This window comes from Gammaproteobacteria bacterium (genome assembly GCA_028819075.1).
Classification (GTDB): domain Bacteria; phylum Gemmatimonadota; class Gemmatimonadetes; order Longimicrobiales; family Gaopeijiaceae; genus BD2-11.
This window is the reverse complement of record JAPPMM010000019.1, coordinates 49,476-67,534: the sequence shown is the minus strand read 5'-3', so window position 1 is coordinate 67,534 and position 18,059 is coordinate 49,476. Positions and strand designations below refer to the sequence as shown.

The 18,059-nt window shown below is 69.8% G+C and carries 15 protein-coding genes; 11 read left to right on the top strand and 4 right to left on the bottom strand.

The features are described from left to right. Positions 1-13: 13 nt before the first annotated feature. From OXU32_04805 to OXU32_04760, 10 genes are all read left to right on the top strand, one after another. Positions 14-1,783, top strand: coding sequence for a hypothetical protein (locus OXU32_04805; GenBank protein ID MDE0073289.1), 1,770 nt, complete (start codon positions 14-16; stop codon positions 1,781-1,783). A 157-nt stretch (positions 1,784-1,940) separates the two neighbouring features. Continuing rightward, positions 1,941-2,315, top strand: a complete 375-nt coding sequence (locus tag OXU32_04800; GenBank protein MDE0073288.1) for a cupin domain-containing protein — start codon at positions 1,941-1,943, stop codon at positions 2,313-2,315. Next, on the top strand, positions 2,312-3,562 hold the full coding sequence (locus tag OXU32_04795; protein MDE0073287.1) for a hypothetical protein: 1,251 nt from the start codon (positions 2,312-2,314) through the stop codon (positions 3,560-3,562). Before OXU32_04800 ends, OXU32_04795 begins: the two co-directional genes overlap by 4 nt. Continuing rightward, entirely contained in the window at positions 3,559-4,677 is a 1,119-nt protein-coding gene (gene aroB, locus OXU32_04790) for a 3-dehydroquinate synthase (GenBank protein ID MDE0073286.1), read from the top strand. The genes OXU32_04795 and aroB overlap by 4 nt, the downstream gene beginning before the upstream one ends. Next, on the top strand, positions 4,674-6,269 hold the full coding sequence (locus OXU32_04785; GenBank protein ID MDE0073285.1) for an AMP-binding protein: 1,596 nt from the start codon (positions 4,674-4,676) through the stop codon (positions 6,267-6,269). The genes aroB and OXU32_04785 overlap by 4 nt, the downstream gene beginning before the upstream one ends. A gap of 114 nt (positions 6,270-6,383) precedes the next feature. After that, the gene (locus OXU32_04780; protein ID MDE0073284.1) at positions 6,384-8,228 is read left to right on the top strand and encodes an NYN domain-containing protein; all 1,845 of its coding nucleotides are present in this window, start codon (positions 6,384-6,386) and stop codon (positions 8,226-8,228) included. A 25-nt stretch (positions 8,229-8,253) separates the two neighbouring features. Then, positions 8,254-8,865: a DNA-3-methyladenine glycosylase gene (locus OXU32_04775; protein ID MDE0073283.1), complete on the top strand. Its 612-nt coding sequence runs from the start codon at positions 8,254-8,256 to the stop codon at positions 8,863-8,865. Further along, positions 8,862-10,274: a C4-dicarboxylate ABC transporter gene (locus OXU32_04770; protein ID MDE0073282.1), complete on the top strand. Its 1,413-nt coding sequence runs from the start codon at positions 8,862-8,864 to the stop codon at positions 10,272-10,274. Before OXU32_04775 ends, OXU32_04770 begins: the two co-directional genes overlap by 4 nt. A gap of 186 nt (positions 10,275-10,460) precedes the next feature. Then, positions 10,461-11,204 (top strand): electron transfer flavoprotein subunit beta/FixA family protein, encoded by a 744-nt coding sequence (locus OXU32_04765; GenBank protein MDE0073281.1) that lies wholly within the window; start codon positions 10,461-10,463, stop codon positions 11,202-11,204. Next, positions 11,201-12,265, top strand: coding sequence for an electron transfer flavoprotein subunit alpha/FixB family protein (locus OXU32_04760; protein ID MDE0073280.1), 1,065 nt, complete (start codon positions 11,201-11,203; stop codon positions 12,263-12,265). The genes OXU32_04765 and OXU32_04760 overlap by 4 nt, the downstream gene beginning before the upstream one ends. A gap of 17 nt (positions 12,266-12,282) precedes the next feature. On the opposite strand, the gene OXU32_04755 is transcribed toward OXU32_04760, so the two are convergent. Genes OXU32_04755 through OXU32_04740 form a run of 4 tightly spaced genes read right to left on the bottom strand, consistent with a single transcriptional unit; the run spans position 12,283 to position 16,598 of the window. Next, positions 12,283-13,467, bottom strand: a complete 1,185-nt coding sequence (locus OXU32_04755) for a serine hydrolase (protein MDE0073279.1) — start codon at positions 13,465-13,467, stop codon at positions 12,283-12,285. After that, positions 13,464-14,465: a DMT family transporter gene (locus OXU32_04750; GenBank protein ID MDE0073278.1), complete on the bottom strand. Its 1,002-nt coding sequence runs from the start codon at positions 14,463-14,465 to the stop codon at positions 13,464-13,466. Before OXU32_04750 ends, OXU32_04755 begins: the two co-directional genes overlap by 4 nt. After that, entirely contained in the window at positions 14,462-15,811 is a 1,350-nt protein-coding gene (locus OXU32_04745) for a molybdopterin molybdotransferase MoeA (GenBank protein MDE0073277.1), read from the bottom strand. The genes OXU32_04750 and OXU32_04745 overlap by 4 nt, the downstream gene beginning before the upstream one ends. Before the next feature lie 13 nt (positions 15,812-15,824). Then, positions 15,825-16,598 carry a hypothetical protein gene (locus OXU32_04740; GenBank protein MDE0073276.1) on the bottom strand — a complete coding sequence of 258 codons (774 nt, stop codon included), beginning with the start codon at positions 16,596-16,598 and terminating at the stop codon, positions 15,825-15,827. A 44-nt stretch (positions 16,599-16,642) separates the two neighbouring features. On the opposite strand from OXU32_04740, the gene OXU32_04735 reads away from it, so the two are divergent. Next, on the top strand, positions 16,643-18,052 hold the full coding sequence (locus OXU32_04735; protein ID MDE0073275.1) for a M24 family metallopeptidase: 1,410 nt from the start codon (positions 16,643-16,645) through the stop codon (positions 18,050-18,052). Positions 18,053-18,059 lie beyond the last annotated feature (7 nt).

Genomic DNA, 18,059 nt, shown 5'->3' with positions numbered 1-18,059 from the left:
AGGAGGCGATCAAATGAAAGCAGCACGCACGCGAATCCGGCTGCACGCGGTGGGCGTCGCCCTGTGCGGCGCGCTCCTCGTGGCCGCCTGCGAGACCGACAACATCACCGACCTCACCGAGGACCGGCCGGTCCTAAAGATGACGATCGCGCCCGGGGATGCGGTGTTCCCCTCCGGCTCGGTCGCGCTCTCGAAGGCGGTCGTCTCCGGGTTCGATTTCTCGGTTCCGGACGGGTTCGACCGGGGGACGGGAGCGGGGGGGTTCTTCCGCGACGTGAACAATGGACAGTTTACGGCCCCCGCCGTGGACATGGGCCCTGCCGTCCGAAACTCCTCACAGGATCCCCGGCTTCCCGCCCTCAAGGAGAGTTCGGCCGCGCTGGGCAATCACTTCGGCATGTATGAACTGGTTTCGATTTCCAGCAACCCGGCCTTTGCGCCCGGCGACTGGGACATGTGGGGTGAGGTTACGGGTCTTGAGCCTTCCACGGTCTATACGGTCGTCCTGGCGCGCATGGCGCTTCAGGTGAACGGTGACCTGGACCACAACCAGGTGCTGACGGGGCTTCCGGTGGATGCTCCCGACGAGTTGTCGTTCCTCCCAGGGCGGGAACTGGTCTATTCGGGCGTCACGTGTAACTACAGCGCGATCACGCGCGTAGGCGCGCCCGTCAACCCGGTGGCGCTGGGCATCATCGAGACCGACGCCGACGGCAACGGCACAGTCGACTGCATCATCAGGGCCACTCCCGGCGACCTCTGGCCGGTGCCGGCGGAAGGCGCGGAGGTCACCACGGCCGGCGATTTCACTGCGGCCAACGCCCCGTTCGGCTCGAACGAAGTGGGCGCCAACGTCGCGCCCGGGCAGTACAACTATCTGCTCCTGTACGAGGGGCCGCCGGGCGAGGACGCCATTCCGGAGGGGCCGCCGACCGTCCGGATGCAGCTGGGTCCCGACGTCGATGCCGACGGCAACGTCATCAACAACGCCATGGCGCCCTTCCCGGCTGGTGTGGTGCCCAACGCACCCGAGCTCTCCGGGGGCGCCAACTCCTTCGCCGCGCCGGGCCAGATCGATGTCACGCTGGAAGGCTTCTCGCCGCTCTCCGGTGGTTCGTACCAGCTTTGGCTGTACGACGCGGGCTCGAGTTCCTACTCTGCCGCGGATGCCACGATCTACCCCGCGATGGACATGGACATGATGATGATGGGCTCGACCTTCTCGCCGTCATCCTCGGAGGACGTGTACCACGCGAAGCTGGAAGTGTCGATGGATCAGGACTTCGCCGACTTCACGCACGTCGCGGTAAGCGCGGAGTCCGGGCAGGCGAGTTCGCCAAACGGGGGGCCGTTCCTCTTCCAGGAGTACCTGAGCTCCGCCAACCTCATGCAGCAGGGGGCCATGACCTTCGGCCAGTTGGGTGCGGACGGGGGGATAAGGCCCTTCTTCGGTGGAGGCTCGGGCGCCGGGTCCTTCTACGAGAGCTCGCTGCTGGTGGAACTCAACCGGCTGCCGGCGCCACCTGCGGGACTGCATTACCAGAGCTACCTCGCGGCCATATCGCCGACGGGCGTCGGCACTTCGTCGCGGGGCAACACGATCACGCTGGATGCACGCGGAAACGCGATGGACCGCCTGGAAGCCGCGCAGGTCGGCGATTTCGCGTCGTTCACGCATTATCTGCTGGTGCTGGAGCCGGACGGCATCACGTCCATTACCGAGATGTGGGTGCAGCAGAGCGACGACTACAAGAACAAGTTCAAGGAGTTCTTCGGAGGCTGACGCCGGCGCCGGCATGCCGCAACAATCCGCGCCCGCCGCCTGCAGGGGTGGCGGGCGCGTTTGTTGCAGAGGGTTTTCGCGGGCGGGAGCCGGTGTCCCCGGCACTTGCCCCGGGTGATAGATTCCCTGCGATGCGGCAACTGGCGGAGTCCTGGAGATGAAGACACTTTCGGTCCGGGTCGAAAAGCCCTGGGGCTACGAACTCATCTGGGCGCACACCGGACGCTACGTGGGCAAGATCCTGCATGTGAACGCGGGCGAAGCGCTTTCGCTGCAGTACCATCGTGAGAAGGATGAGACCCTGTACATGCTGACCGGGTCGATGCGGCTGTGGCTGGGTCCCGCGCGGGATGACCTGGAGGAGCGGATGATGAGGGAGGGGGATGCGGTGCGCATCCTTCCCGGAACCGTGCACCGCATGGAGGCGGTGACGGACGTGGACATCCTGGAGGCGTCGACGCCCGAACTGGACGACGTGGTCCGGCTCGCGGATCGCTATGGGCGCGCGGGGAGTTCCGGGCGACGGGGATGAGGCCGGGCATCCACCGAATGCTCGACTTGGCCGCGTTGCCGGCCCGGTGGTGGGCGCTCCTGGTCGTCATCCTCCTGCCCAGCGTTGCGTGCAGCCAGGAATCGCCCACCAGCGGATTGGTCGTTTCGTCGGATGCCGCCCTGCAGGAGATGGCCAACGCGCTGCTCGAGGACATCAGCGAGCGCTCGGGGTTCAGCTTTACCAGGCCGGTGCGCGTCGAGTGGCGTAGCGAGGAGGAACTGGTCCGGTATCTGACCTTCAAGCTCGATGAGGAGTTTCAGGAGGGCGAGGTGGAGCGCATCCGCGACAGCTACGCGCTTCTGGGGCTCGTGCCCGAAACACTCGATCTGGAGGCGCTCTTCCTGGCGCTGTATACCGAGCAGGTCGCCGGCTTCTACGATCCCGACTCGGTAGCGCTCTATGTGAGATCCGGCCAGGACGAGGAGACGGTGGAAAGCGTGCTGGTCCACGAGCTCGTCCATGCCGCCCAGGACCAGTCCGTCGACCTCGACGCGCTGACCGCGCGCGCGCGCGGCAACGACCGGCAGATCGCGGCCCAGGCGGCGGCCGAGGGCCACGCCACGCTCGTGATGCTCGAGTACGCGCTCGAGAAGCAGCAGGGGGCGGAGGTGGACCTGGTGGCGATTCCCAACTTCATCGACCTGATGGGGCCGTCATTGGCGGGAGCCGCGAGTTCGTCACCGGTCCTGAGCACCGCTCCCGGAATCGTGCGCGAGTCGCTCATCTTTCCCTACGTCCAGGGAACCGAGTATGTCCGCGTGCTGTGGCAGCGGCGCCCCGGCCGGCCGCCTCCCTTCGGAGAGCTGCTTCCTCACTCCACCGAGCAGGTGCTCGAACCGGAACGGGCATTCGGGCGCGAACCGGATGCCCCGGTCGACATCGAGTTCTCCGGTGGCGGTGCTTCGGTGACCTACACGAACTCGCTCGGGGTGGCGGAGATCGGGATTCTCTTCGAGGAGGTCGCGGGGGATGGGCGGCCGATACGCGGCTGGGAAGGCGACCAGTTTGCCCTTGTGGAAGGCGGCGGCAGCCGGGGGCTGGTGTGGTGGTCGGTCTGGGAGGACGAAGCGGCGCGCGATGCGTTCGTGTCCCGCGGCCAGGCGGTGGCCGCGGCGCTGACCGATGCGACCCTCGACCCCGGCATGCTGGATGGCCGGCCGGCGGCGGTCCTGATGGTCGGCGAGGTACCCGCTCCACCGTTGGCGAAGATCGTGGAGGGCGCATGAGTTCGCGCGCGTCGGCGGCGCACGCCGTGCCGGTGAGCACGAGGGGGGGACGAGGGTATCCCGTGCTCGTGTCCCGCGGCCTGCGCCATGCGATGCCGGAGCTGCTCGCCGAATACGCGCCCGCCCACCGCTATGCCGTGATCGCCGACTCCAACGTCGCCCGGCTGCACGGCGACGCTCTGCTGGACGGCCTGGCCGCGGGCGGCGCGCGGGGGGAGCTGTTCACCTTTCCCGCCGGGGAGGAGAACAAGATCCGCCGGAGCTGGTCGCGCCTCTCCGACGAGCTGCTGGCGGCCGGATTCGGACGCGACGGCTGCGTGGTCGCGCTCGGGGGCGGGGTGACCGGCGACCTCGCCGGCTTCGTGGCCGCGACCCTGCTGCGGGGCATCCCGGTGGTGCAGGTGCCGACCAGCCTGATCGCCATGGTGGACGCCTCGGTGGGGGGGAAGACGGGGGTGGACACCCGGGCCGGCAAGAACCTGATCGGAGCCTTCCACCCGCCCCGGCTGGTGGTTGCCGATCCCGACTACCTCGGCACGCTGCCTGCGGCGGAGCGCGCCCAGGGGCTCGCCGAGGCGGTCAAGCACGGGGCGATCCTGGACGAGGACTACTTCGAGGAGGTCGGGCGCTCCGCCGCGGGGGTGCTGGCTGGAGACGGCGCCGCCATGGAAGCGGTGGTGCGCCGGTCGGTGGAACTGAAGGCCCGCGTCGTCAGCGCCGACGAACGGGAAGGGGGGCTCAGGCAACTGCTCAACTTCGGGCACACCCTCGGGCACGCGCTCGAGGCGGAATCGGGCTACACCCTTCCGCACGGTTCGGCCGTCTCGCTCGGCATGATTCTGGAGGCGCGGGCGGGCGGGCGCATCGGGCGAACCGCGCCGGGTACCGCCGACCGGCTGCGCGAGGCGCTCGACGCCTGCGGCCTCCCCACGGTCCTTCCTCAGGGCACCGATGCCGCCGCCGTGCTGGCGCGCACGCGCACCGACAAGAAGATGCGCGCGGGGTCCGTCGCTTACGTCCTCCTGGACCGCATCGGACGAGTGGACGGGACTGGCGGATGGACGCACGCCGTGCCCGACGAAGTCGTGCTGGCCGTACTTGGCGAGGCGGAATGAGTTCTCCGCAAGGTCCGTTGCCCTCCACTGCCGCCGCGGTACTGGCCGCCGCCGCCGCCGCTCCGGGCCGGCCGTTTCTGTTTTCCGGGGACGGCATGATGACCTACGGCCAGGTGGAGAGCCAGGCCCGCGACCTGGCGGCATCCCTGCACCACCTGGGCATCGAGCGGGGCGAGCGTCTCGCGATCCTGCTGCCCGGCTGCCCCGAGTTCATCGTGGCGGTCTTCGCGGCGGCCAGGCTGGGGATCGTCGTGGTGCCTCTGAATCCCCGCCTCCCGCCGCTGGAGCTGCGCTACCGCCTCCGTCACTCGCAGGCCGTGGCTGCGGTGACGCCCGAGATGTTCGAGGGGATCGACTACCTGCAGTTCGCCGAGGACGTGCTGGAGGATCTGCCGGAACTGGGCTATGTGATCACCGTCGGCGAAGAGGACCTCTGGTACGACGACCAGATCTACCAGTTTGAAGACCTGGTCTCGGCGGGACGGGGAAAGGAATGTCCGCGCCCGGACGTCGCCTCCGACGACCTCTTCGCGATTCTCTACACCGCCGGAACCACCGGTAAGCCGAAAGGGGTGGAGCTGACCCATGGCAACCTGGTGGTACCGGCGCGCCAGACCGTGGCGGAGCTGGGGGTGACCTCCACGGACCGCGTCATCGGGCCCAGCGACATCTTTCACGCCTTTGCGCTGGGTCCCGCCATCCTCGGCACCGCGAGCACGGGTGCGTCGATCGTGCTGCAGGAGAGCTTCGACGGCGACGAGGCGCTGAATCTGATCGAACGGCACGGCGTCACGGTGCACTACGGGGTGCCCACGCACTTTCTGACGGAGCTGTACCAGCAGCGGCGCATGCCGCGCGACCTCTCCAGCCTGCGCAGCGGCATCGTCACCGGGGGCCCCATCGGGGATCCGGCCCTGCGCCATGTGCGCGAGGAGCTTTGCCCGAACCTGCAGGTGGCCTATTCACTCACCGAGGCCGGGTCCACCCTGTCCATGACTCGCGCCGAAGATCCTCCCGAAAAGCAGCGCTTTACCGTGGGACGGCCGCTGCCCGATGCCTCGGTGCGCGTGTGCGACGGCGACGGGTCCGTGCTCCCGGTCGAGAGCCTGGGGGAGATCCGGGTTCGCGGCCCCGGCGTGATGCGCGGCTACCATCGGCAGCCCGACAATACCCGGCGGCACTTCGACGCCGACCGGTTCCTTCACACCGGCGACATGGGCATCGTGGACGAGGACGGCTACCTGCATTTGGTAGGTCGCCAGGGCGATGTTATCATTAAGGCTGGGTTCGATGTGTATCCCCGGGAAGTCGAGAACAGAATCGCGACCCACCCGGCGGTGCGGGATGTAGTGGTGGTGGGCCTCCCCGACGAACTCCTGGGTGAGGCCGTCTGCGCCTGCGTGCACATGATCGAAGGGGCCATGGTCTCGGCGGAGGAGTTGAGAGCGTGGTGCCGCCCCTCGCTGGCCACCTACAAGGTGCCCGATCGGATCCACTTTTTTGACGAATTCCCGGCGACGGCGGCCGGGAAGGTCGGACGCGGAGAACTGGCTCGCCTGTTGCGGGCCGAGGCCCTGCGCCGGCACGGCTAGGTCCCTGGCTTCCCAGCCCCGCTCCACGACCGATCACGGCGTGCGCCGCCGGAGAGAGGGTGGACCGGAGAGGGAAGCTCGGCGACCGGAACATCGGTTGCGAGAGAACATCACATGATCAACCACTTCACGCGCGCCCCGCATGTCGAAGGGGCGGGCCCGATCCTGTCTTCGGCGCCCAACGCGGCGCTGCTCATCGACTTCGACAACGTGACGATGGGCATCCGGAGCGATCTTTCCAAAGAGATCAAGACGCTCCTCAACTCCGACATCATCAAGGGCAAGGTCACCGTCCAGCGGGCCTACGCCGACTGGCGGCGGTATCCCCAGTACATCGTGCCGCTCTCGGAGGCGTCGGTCGACCTGATCTTCGCGCCCGCATACGGCAGTTCGAAGAAGAACGCCACCGATATCCGCATGGCCATTGACGGCATGGAGCTGGTCTTCATTCGTCCGGAAATCGGAACCTACATTCTCCTCACGGGCGACAGCGACTTTTCCAGTCTGGTCCTGAAGCTCAAGGAGTACGGGAAGTATGTCATCGGGGTCGGGATCCAGGAATCGAGTTCCGACATCCTGGTCCAGAACTGCGACGAATACTACTCGTACTCGTCCATCGCCGGTCTCCAGAAGGCCTCCGTGGGGGACAAGGGCAAATCGGTGGACCCCTGGCATCTCGTCAGTGAGGCATCGAAGAAGATGATCGAGCGCGGGGACGTGATGCGCTCGGACAGGCTCAAGCAGGTGATGCTGGAGATGAGCCCGGGCTTCGAGGAATCCAGGCACGGGTTCAGCAAGTTCAGCAGATTCCTTGCCGAAGCTGCCGCCCGCGGCCTCGTGCGCCTGCGCAAGCTGGAGAACGGACAGCACGAGATCCTTGCCGCGGGGGGGCGTCAGCGAGATGCCGCAGCCAGCCCCACCCCTCAACAACCGGGCGCGCGCAGCCGGGCGGGGGGGGCTGGTGGGCCGGAACGCGGGCGGGTAGCTGCAGCCCCCGGCGAAGCGGAATCCCCGAAGAGCGAGCCCCGCCGCGAGGGCGCGTCCGAGAACGGGACAACGGGCGCGGACCCGCTGGCCGACGCGTACGAGCTGCTGCGCCGGTCGCTGGCGGAAATCAGCCCCGACAACAGCTGGACGCGGGATTCGGACGTGAAGCGCCGCATGCTGGATCTCGACCGGAACTTCGATGAGACCGGGCTCGGGTTCAGCAAGTTCAGCAAGTTCCTCACGCAGGCCCACGAGCACGACGTCGTACGCATCCGCCGGAACGAAGCGGGCAACTTCGTCGTGCGGCTTCCGCGGTCGCACCGGGCGCGCAAGGGCGACGCTGCCTCCACGGGATCGCGAGAGGAGAGCGAAACGCCCGCCAGCGCAGATGGAGCGGCATCCGGCGCGTCGCCAACGGCTGCGGCCCCTGCGCCGCGCGCGGCCCCCGAAGGGGGGGAAGGGGATGCCGCGTCTGCGGCGGTGGATGAGGCCGCCTCTGCAGAGTCGGCGGAGCCGACGGCGTCGCCCTCGGCAAAGAAGGGAGGGCGCCGCACACCGCGTTCGCCCCGTCAGCGCATGTGGCGCCAGAGCCAGCGGGCCCGCGAGCGCGACAGGGATGAGCGCGCCGGCGAGGACGGGCGTGCGGACACGAAACCCGCGTTCGATCCCGCCCGGCTCGGATTGCCCACCGATGCGAGCGCGGTGCAGCGCTACCTGGCCAACCGCTATCGGGGCGTGGGCGAGAAAACCGCGGAACGCCTCATCGAGGCCTTCGGCGACCGGGTGTTCCATGTGCTGCACGACTCCCCGGACAAGGTAAACGGGGTTCTGCCGCGCAATCGGGTGGCCAAGCTCGCCGAAGCCTGGCAGGACGACTTCTCCCGCCGGTCCAGGGCGGAATCGAAGGCCGACAGGCAGGCAACCGCCACGGCGCGCCGGACCCGTCTGGGACGGCGGCGCGGGTCTTCCTGACCGGGCACGCCCCGTCGAGCGGGTGGTGTCATCCGGTGCTGCCGTGGACGGGGCGCTCGCCGGCCTCCTGTCGGGTGGCGCGCGCGCGGTGGCGCCCGGCCTGCTCGGCTGGGAGGTGGAGTCGACCGTCGGCGGCCTGACGACATCGGGCCGCATCGTGGAGGTGGAGGCCTATACCGGACCGGACGACCCGGCGTCCCACGCCGCCGAGCGGATCGGCCGCACCCGCCGCAACGCCTCCATGTTCGGTCCCCCCGGCATCGCCTACGTCTATCTGATCTACGGCATGCACTGGTGCCTGAACGTCGTGACCGGCCGGGAGGACTTTCCGGCCGCGGTGCTGGTGCGCGCGCTCGAGCCGGTGACGGGTGAGGCCACGATGGCGGCGCGGCGGGGCCGGCACTGCGATCTGTGTTCCGGACCGGCGCGCCTCTGCCAGGCGCTGGGCGTCACCGGCGAACTCGACGGGCACACGCTCGACCGGGCGCCGCTCCGCCTCGTTCCCCGGAAGCCGGTTCCGGCAGAGATCATCGCGCGGTCGCCGCGCATCGGCGTGACGCGGGCGCGCGAGCGCGAACTGCGTTTCTTCCTCCACGGCAATCCTCACGTCTCCCGGCGCACAGGCGGAACCCGATGAACGAACCCTCCTGGATTTCGCTCCTTCCCACCGTCCTCGCGATCGTGCTGGCCATCTGGAGCCGCCAGGTCTACGTGTCGCTCGCCGCGGGCATCTGGATCGGCTGGACGATCCTCGAGGGCTGGAACCCGCTCACCGGCCTCGCCACCGCCATCGAGCAGACCGTAGCGGTGCTGGGCGACCCCGGGAACGCCAAGGTGATCCTGTTCACCCTGGTGATCGGGGCGATGATCGCGACGCTGGAAGCCGCGGGCGGCGTGCGCGGGTTCGTGCGCTGGATCGAGGGCAACCGCTGGGTCACCGACGGACGCCGCGCCCAGTTCCTGGCGTGGATCATCGGCATCGTGATCTTCATCGAATCGAACATCACCGTGCTCGTGGCGGGGGCCGTGTCGCGTCCCCTCTTCGACCGCTTCCGCATTTCGCGCGAACGCCTCGCCTACATCGTCGACTCCACCTCGGCGCCCATCTGCATTCTCATCCCGCTGAACGCCTGGGGAGCCCTCAACCTGGGGATCCTGAACGAACTGGGCGTGGAGGATGCGCTCGGAGTGTTCATCGCCGCGATTCCGGTGAACTTCTACGCCCTCATCGCCTTCCTGCTCGCGGGCGCGTCGATCGTGTGGAAGATCGACCTCGGTCCCATGAAGCGGGCCGAGATGCGGGCCGCGGAGGGGCAGGTGCTGTGGCCCAACGCCCAACCGATGGTGGACGAGACCGTGCTCTCGCCCACGCCCGTGGGCCGCATCGCCCCGCGTGCGCGCAATATGCTGGTGCCGATCGCGGTGATGGTGCTGACCATGCCGCTCGGCCTGTACGTGACCGGCGGCGGATCGATGCTCGATGGGTCGGGGTCGACCAGCGTGTTGTGGGCGGTGCTGGTCGGCCTGGGGGCCGCGTGGCTGATGCTCCTGGCGCAGAGGGGCGCGAGCCTCGACGAGCTTACCCGCACCGGCCTCAAGGGCGCCGGAGGGCTGATGCCGCTGGCGCTGATCCTGCTCCTGGCCCTGGCCCTGGGGTCGGTGGCGCGCACCCTGGGCGCCGGCGAGTACGTGGCGCAGGTCACCGAGGGCGTGCTCGCGCCGATGCTCTTCCTGCCCCTGGTCTTCGTAGTCGCGGGCGGGATCGCGTTCTCGATCGGCTCGAGCTGGGGAACCTTCGCCATCATGCTGCCCATCGCGGTGCCGGTGGCGGAGACGCTGGGCATGCCGCTCGCCCCGTTCGTGGCGGCGGCCCTCTCCGGCGGCATCTTCGGCGACCACTCCTCGCCCATCAGCGACACCACCATCATCTCGTCCATGGCGGCCGCCACCGATCACATCGACCACGTGCGCACGCAGCTGCCCTACGCGCTGCTGGCCGGGGGGGCGGCGGCCGTCTGCTTCGCGGTGCTGGGGGCGACGCTCTGATGCCGCCGCAACACGATGCGAGCGCATCGGGATCCGGTGCCATCGCCTTCGAGCCGGACCGCCATTCCCCTGAACGGGATCCGGTGTACCTTCCTTGGGCTGCGGCCGGCTGGCGGGCGTGAGCGTGTGCGCGCGGCGGTCGCCTTCCCGTCCCGATCCTCAAACCGGAGCGACCCGGAAGTGAACGTGACCGTCTGCATCCGCAGGGTGCCCGACACCGAGACGCGGATTCGCGTCGGCGAAGACGGTGTCTCCATCGACACCAGCGGCGTGAAATACATCGTGAGCCCCTACGACGAGTTCGCCCTGGAAGCGGGGCTGCAGGTGACGGAAGGCCTGGGGGCGGGCCAGGTGACGGTGGTGACCGTGGGAGACGCGGGGGCCACGGAGAGCCTCAAGAACAGCCTGGCGATGGGCGCCCACAGGGCGCTGCTGCTCGAGGGCGAAATCACGATGGACGGGCTCGCGACCGCCAGAGCGTTGGCCGAGGAACTCGCCGAAACCGATGCCCCGCTCATCCTGCTCGGAGTGAAGGCCGCGGACGACGACCAGCAGCAGGTGGGTCCGATGCTCGCCACGCTGCTGGGACGGCCCTGCGCGACCGCGGTAACCCGGCTGGAGGTTAGGGACGGACATGTCCGCTGCCACCGCGAGGTGGAGGGCGGAACGGAGGTGGTGGATTTGCCCCTGCCGAGCGTGGTCACCATCACCAAGGGCACCTACGAGCCCCGGTACGCCACCCTGAAGGGCATCATGGCTGCGCGCCGCAAGCCGCTCGAGCGACGACCGGCCCAGATGCCCCCCGCGCGCCTGCGCGTGCTGGCGCTGGAACCCCCGGCGCCCCGACCACCGGGACGGATCGTGGGAGAGGGCGTGGAGGCGGTGCCCGAGCTGGTCCGGCTGCTGCGCGAGGAGGCGGGAGCCCTGTGAGCGCCGCTGCCGTGTTGGCCGAACCGATGACGATGCCCGAGGACGGGTCGGAGGCGAAGATGGAGTCCGGTGCAGGAGTCGTGGCTGCGTTCGTGGAGCAGCGCGACGGGAGCATCCGCGCCACGGCACACGAGGTCGTGGGGGCGGCGGCCGAACTGGCGCGCGGCCTGGGTGGAGAAGTGCACGCGCTCGCCGTGGGCGGGCCCGGCCTGGGCGCGGAGTGCGAGCAGTTGGGCGCGCGCGGGGCGGGGATGATCCGGGTGGCCGAGGGCGCCGGGCTGGCACAGTACCAGGCGGAGCGCTACGCACACATCGTCGCCGGCATGGTCGCCGGGGGCGGATACCAGGCGGTGCTCTTTTCCGCCAGCGCGCTGGGGGCCGACCTGGCGCCCAGGGTAGCGGCGCTTCTCGACGTCCCGCTGGCTTCGGATGCCACCGGCCTGGAGGTGGTGGACGGCGGGCTGGTCGCGACCCGTCCCGTATACGGGGGGAAGGCGTTCGCGCGCGTCGGCTTCGACGCCAGCCCGGCGGTGGTGTCGCTCCGTCCACATGTGTTCCCCCCGGGCACCCGCGCCGCAGCCGGCCGGGTGGAGGTCTTCACCCCGGCCGGAGGAGCGCCGGCGGGAGGGAGAGCGGTGGACTTCCGGGCCGCCTCGGGTGGAAGCGTCGACGTGGCGGAGGCGGAGATCGTGGTGTCGGGCGGCCGCGGCCTGCGCGGACCGGAGAACTGGGGCGTGATCGAGGATGTGCGCGACGCGCTGGGGCCGACCGCCGCCCTGGGCGCCTCGCGCGCGGTGGTGGACGCCGGGTGGCGCCCGCACGGCGAACAGGTGGGGCAGACCGGCAAGACCATTGCGCCCAAGCTCTATTTCGCGCTCGCCATCTCCGGGGCGATCCAGCACCTGGCCGGGATGCGAACCGCGCGCACCATCGTCGCAGTGAACAAGGACGCCGACGCGCCCATCTTCAACGTCGCCGACTACGGCATCGTCGGGGATGTATTCGAGGTGGCCCCGGTGTTGGCCGCCGAGATCCGGCGGCTGAAGAGCGCGGGCGGGTAGGGATCCGTCCGGATACGCTACCGCAGCACCGGCTTGTCCAGGGAATCCCAGCCGTAGGCCCGCTCGACCCGCTCCAGCACCTCGCGGTAGAGGCCGCCTCCGCCGGAGGAGTTGGTCATGACCACTACCCCGTACCCCTTGGCCTTGTGGGCCGTCAGGTAGCACACGAAGCCCCAGTTGCCTCCGGAGTGGCTGAAGTACCAGCCCTGGCCGCGCTGTTCGATGTGGAAGCCGACGGCATACGAGCCCACGCCCACCGGGCTAAGCATTTCCTGCGCGCTCGCCCGTGACAGCGCCCGGTCCGGGTCGCCGCGGGCCGCCTTCTGCACCTCGATCGCGAAGCGCGCCAGGTCCGTGGGCGTGGTCCACAGCCCGGCTGCGGCCAGTGCGGCGTACGCGTGCCACTTCTCGACTCCCATGGGCAGCCCGTCGCCCCGGTGACCGCGCGCGGCGTTCGCGTCGAGCGCTGCGGGAAGGGGATGCTCGAACGTGCTCCGCGTCATCCCCGCCGGTTCCAGGACGGTCCGGCGCATGAGGTCGGGGAAGGGTTCGTCACGGGCATCGGCGAGGGCCAGCTGCATGATGGTGGTGCCGCCGCCGGAGTAGTGCATGGCCGTGAGGGGCGGCCGCACCAGCTCTACGGGTCCGACGTTCGATGGCGCGTCTCCCTCGAAGATCTGCACCGGGGTGGGGCGGAGAGCGTCCGGCGCGTAGCCGGGGAACCCGTGCCCGTCACCCAGCCCGGCGGTGTGGCTGAAGAGCAGCCGCGGCGTAACGGGCTGCTCGTCCGTGAAGCCCCTGCCCGGGAGGGACCACGAACGCAGGATCGAGTTGATGTCGTCGTCCAGCGAAAACAGGCCCTCCTGGACGGCGCTCAGCGCCGCCATGGCGGTCACCGGCTTCGAGATGGAGGCGGCCTGGAAGAGGGTTTCGGTGTCCACCGGGGCGCCGGTCACCACATCCGCAACTCCATACGCCTTCGCCCAGTGCACCTCGAAGTCGCGGATGACGGCGACGCTCATCCCGGGGACGCCGAATCGCTCCATCACCTCCGGCAGCGTAAGGACATCCAGCCCCTGGCGGCTGGGGCTCTGTACGCCTTCGATGAGGGCGATGTAGTCGGCGGGGGAGTCCTGTGCGGCGAGAGGCGCCGCGGTCAACAGCGTCCCGAAGAGGGCGAGAGCGACCTTGCCGGAATTCATGATGGCGTCCTCCTGGATCGTGCCGCTTTCTCGGCTCGCCGGCGTTCCCGCGCGGCGCGGCGCCGGGCCCGGTCGCCCGCCCTGGTTGGTGGCGCCAGGCGCACGACGGCGATGCCCGCCAAGATGACGCCCGCCCCGAGCACCTGCAACGCGCGCGGCGTCTCGCCGATCCAGAGCCAGGCCGTGAGCAGCGCGGCCACCGGCACCAGGTTGGAGTATACGGCGGTCCGGCTGCTGCCGAGCCGCCGCACGCCCCTGTACCAGATGAAGTATGCAAGCCCGATCGCCAGCACCCCGGCGTAGGCGATTCCCAGCCACGCGCCCGCCGAGAGCGACCCCAGATCGGTGCGCAACAGGCCCGGCAAACCCATCAGAACGATCGCGGGCGTCCCCAGCCAGAGGGTCCAGGCGGTCATCTCGAGCGCTCCGTTGCGTCGCACTGCCCGGCGTCCCAGCACCGTGTAGAGTGCCCAGACCACCGCGGAGGCCAGCATGAACAGGTCTCCCCGCAGGGTCACGCCTCCGAGGGCCATCCCCGCGGATCCTCCAAGAATGACGAGCGTCAATCCCGACATCGTGATGCCGACTCCGCCCAGAATCACCCAGCTGAAGCGCTCGTGGCCCAGCGCCGGGGAGAGGACTGCGATCCACATCGGGACTGTCGCCAGCATGAGTGAGGCGTTGCCGGCGAGCGTCAGCGAGAGCCCGAAGATGAAGAAGACCTGGTATGCGACGTGTCCGAAGAGCGAGAGCCACGCGACTCTGGGCCAGTCTCCGGGGCGCGGCAGCACGCGCCGTCCCTGCGCGCGCAGGAGAACCCACACCGTAAGTGCCGCGAAGGGGAAGCGAAGCGCGTTGAAGGCCAGCGGCTCGACCTCCTGCAGCACCACCTTGACCACCGAGAAGTTCACCCCCCAGATGACCACGAGGGCCAGGAGGTCGAGTTCGCTTGTGGGGGTGCGGGCCAGCCGCGGCGCGCGCGCCGGCGAGGCCCTCATCGGCCGGTTGCGGTCTCGCCCGAAAGCAGGCCCGGGCCGCCGAACAGCAGCACGTCGACCTCCTCCCCCTCGGCGATGCGCTGCACCCCCTCGGGAATGACGGCCAGCCCGTCGGCGCGTCCCGTGGGCGCGACCAGCGCGGAACTCTGATGGCCGGAAAGCACCGCGGTCCATCCACCTTTCGAGGCGGGCAGCAGGCGCACGCGCGGGTAGACCGCGAGGCCCCTGGGGCCCCCCATGGCCACTCCCGCGCGTGCCCGCACGGCGGGAGGGAATGGGTAGCGGTGCCCGGCAAGCGCGCTGATGAAGGGCCGCGCCAGGAGGTGGAAGGTGACAAAGGCCGACGCCGGGTTGCCCGGCAGCCCGAACACCGGAACCGGCGCCCGCCCCTCGACCGGCAGGTGCCCGAAGCCGACCGGGCTGCCCGGTCGGATGCGCGCGCGCCAGAAGTCGGGCTCGTACCCGAGTTCGTCGAGCACTCGCTTGAAGAGGTCGCCCTCGCCCATCGACGCGCCCCCGATGGTGATCAGCAGATCCGCCTGCGCGGCGCCCCGCAGCAGATGCTCGCGCACGCTCTTTTCGGTGTCGCGCGCGATCCCCGGCCGCACCCCCTCCCCCCCCGCCTCCGCCACCGCGGCGGCCAGCATCGGACCGTTGGTGTCGGGGATGGCGCGCCCGGCCGCCACCTCGGCGAACCGCTCGACCGGCGCGATCTCGTCGCCGCTCGCGAGCACCGCCGCCACCGGCCGCCGGTGCACCTCCACCGAGGTGAGCCCGCACGCCGCCAGCACGCCGAGCTGGCCCGCGCCCAGGGTGGTCCCGCGCGCGAGCACGGTCTCGCCCGCCCGCATGTCCTGTCCGGCCGGGCGCACGTTGCGGCCCCGGTCCCGCTCCGAGAAGACCGCCACCCGCCCCGGTTTCCGCTCGGCGTCGGTGTCCTCGACCCGGACCACGCAGTCGGCCCCTTCCGGGACCGGAGTGCCGGTCATGATGCGCACGGCCTCGCCCGCCCCCACCGCTACCCCGCCCACCTCGCCCGCGTGCAGGGCTGCAGTCACGCGCAGGGTGCGGGGGGCTTCCGGAGAGGCCCCCTCGATGGAGTCGCCCCGCACCGCGTAGCCGTCCATGGCCGAGTTGTCCCAGGGGGGCAGGGTGACCGGGCTCTCCACCGGCCGCGCCAGCGCCATGCCCCTCGCCGCCTCGACCGGAAGCCGGAGCACGGGAAGCGCCCGCGCGTGCTCCATCACCCGCGCCAGCGCCTCGGCGCAGGAGAGCCAGTCGGCGGAGCGGGACTCGAATCGCGTCGCCGGAGTCCGATCCCTCCGGGCTTCCGGCCTCTCACCCATCAGTCGTCCACCGCTAGAACCGCCAGGCGATCCCGACCGAGAGACCTCTCCCCACCGCCCAGAACCCGTCCTCCGGGATGGCGGGTTCGTCGGAGCCCTCGGGTGGCGGCAGGAGCCGTCGGTCCGTGCGCAGGAAGCCGCGGGGCGTGTTGACCTTCCAGTAGGTTACGATGCCCTCCGCGCGCACCGATATGCGATCGACTGGGAACAACTTGATCCCCGCGCCGAAGCTCCCCAGGAAGGAGGGACCGAACGAGAAGCGGTCGTCCTCCTCCAGAACCATGTCGATGTCCTGCTCCGGCGCCAGGTCCATGGCGATGCCCCCACCCGCGAACAGGTGGGGCGCCAGCCGATACCACGTCCGTGGGCCCGTGAGGGTGAACTGGAGGCGCACGTCCGCCGTTCCCATGGTCACGTCCGCTTCCCCGATCTTGCGGTCCCCCTTGATCCGGCGCGGGTCGATGACGTCCCGGGTCGTCGGCAGGTACCCGAGGTTCCCCTGCAGGGAGAACGGTCCGCCGACGCGTATCTGATAGTACGAGCCCATGATGCGGCCGCCCTTGGGCCCGAAACCGAAGATCCCCGCCCGGGGCTCGACCGTGAACATGGCCGCGCCCGCCTCCTGCGCGGTCTCGATGAAGCGGTAGGCGGAGGGAATCCGCTGTGCGGACAGGTGCGCCGGACCAGTCCCGAAGGCCAGGCTGCCCGCGAGGACGAGCGTCGGGAGGAGGAATCGCCGGCTTTGCCAGACGGCAGGCGATCCCCGAGATTCCCCGCGTGTTTGCATCCGAAACATGTCCTTGAGACTTCGCACCTTTCAGGAACGTTGCCATGAACGTGACCGAAGATACCCAATCGGCCCGTCCGTCTCTACACTCGCCGCATCCGGGACCGGTCGCGGGCCGGTCCGCCGCGAGGTCCTCGGCCCGAGGATTACTCCTCGCCGCCACACTGCTGGCAGCCGGCATCACCGCGGCGCCCCCCGCGGAAGGGCAGGAGGCGCGCCGCCGCTGGGAGCGCATGTGCCAGATTCGTGCCGAGAAGTTCGACCTGGTCCTCCCCAAGGCCATGCAGGACAACGATCTCGACATGTGGATCGTGGTGATGCGCGAGGGATTGCTGGATCCGCTGTGGGAGGCGCTGGGCCGGGGTTACGTCGGCGACTGGGCCTATTACGTGTTCACCAACCCGGGCGACGGCGGGCGCGTCGAGCGCGCGGCGCTGGGCGTGGGCGGCTACATGCTCCAGCAGTGCGGCGTCTACGACCGCTTCGTCCCGGCGGCCGCGCTCGCCGGATTCGTCGCCGAGCGCGACCCCGGCCGCATCGGCGTGAACATGGCCCCCGCCATCGGCGGAGCCGACGGCCTCTCGCACAGCTCCTACCTGCACCTGAAGGAGACGCTGGGCCCCGTCTACGGCGAACGTCTGGTTTCCGCCGAGCGCTTCGTGTCCGACTTCCGGGCCACCCGCACGGCCATGGAGATCGCCACCTTCGCAGAGGCCGGCGAGATCAGCCGCGAGATCGCCGAGCGGGCGTTCTCCAACGAGGTCATCGAGCCGGGCGTGACCGCGCTCGAGGACGTGGCCTGGTGGATCTGGGACCGGCTGCTGGAGCGGGGCCTCGAGTCGTCGTTCGACATGCCCTCCATCTACATCACCGGCCCGCTGGGGATCGAGTCCACCTCCTCGGCGCGCATCATCCAGCGGGGCGATCTGCTCATGATCGACTGGGGCGTGGGCTACCTCGACTTCTACACCGACATGAAGCGCATCGCGTACGTGTTGCGGGAGGGCGAGACCCGGGCGCCGCCGGGACTCCAGCTCGCCTTCGATCGGGCGGTGGAGGTGCGCGACGTGATGAAGGCCTCCATCAAGCCCGCGGCCACCGCCCGGGAGGCGCTGGACGCCACCTGGGCCGCCATCGAGGCCGCAGGCTTCAACCGCATCGAGTTCAACCAGCCCACCGCCGATCCGGAGGTCACCGACGTCGTCATCGGTCCGCACTCGGTGGGGAACTGGGGCCACGGCATCGGCCCCTCGCTGGCTTTCTTCAACCCGACCCAGCTCACCTACGAGCTGCGCCCGGGCACCCTCATCTCCGTCGAGTTGTTTGCCTATACGGCCAACCCGGAGTGGGACAACGCCAAGGTGCGCATCCCGCTGGAGGACGATGCCGTGGTGACTGAGCGCGGGGTGGAGTGGCTCTATCCCGTCAACAACCGGATTCTGCTCGTGAGATAGGCCCTCC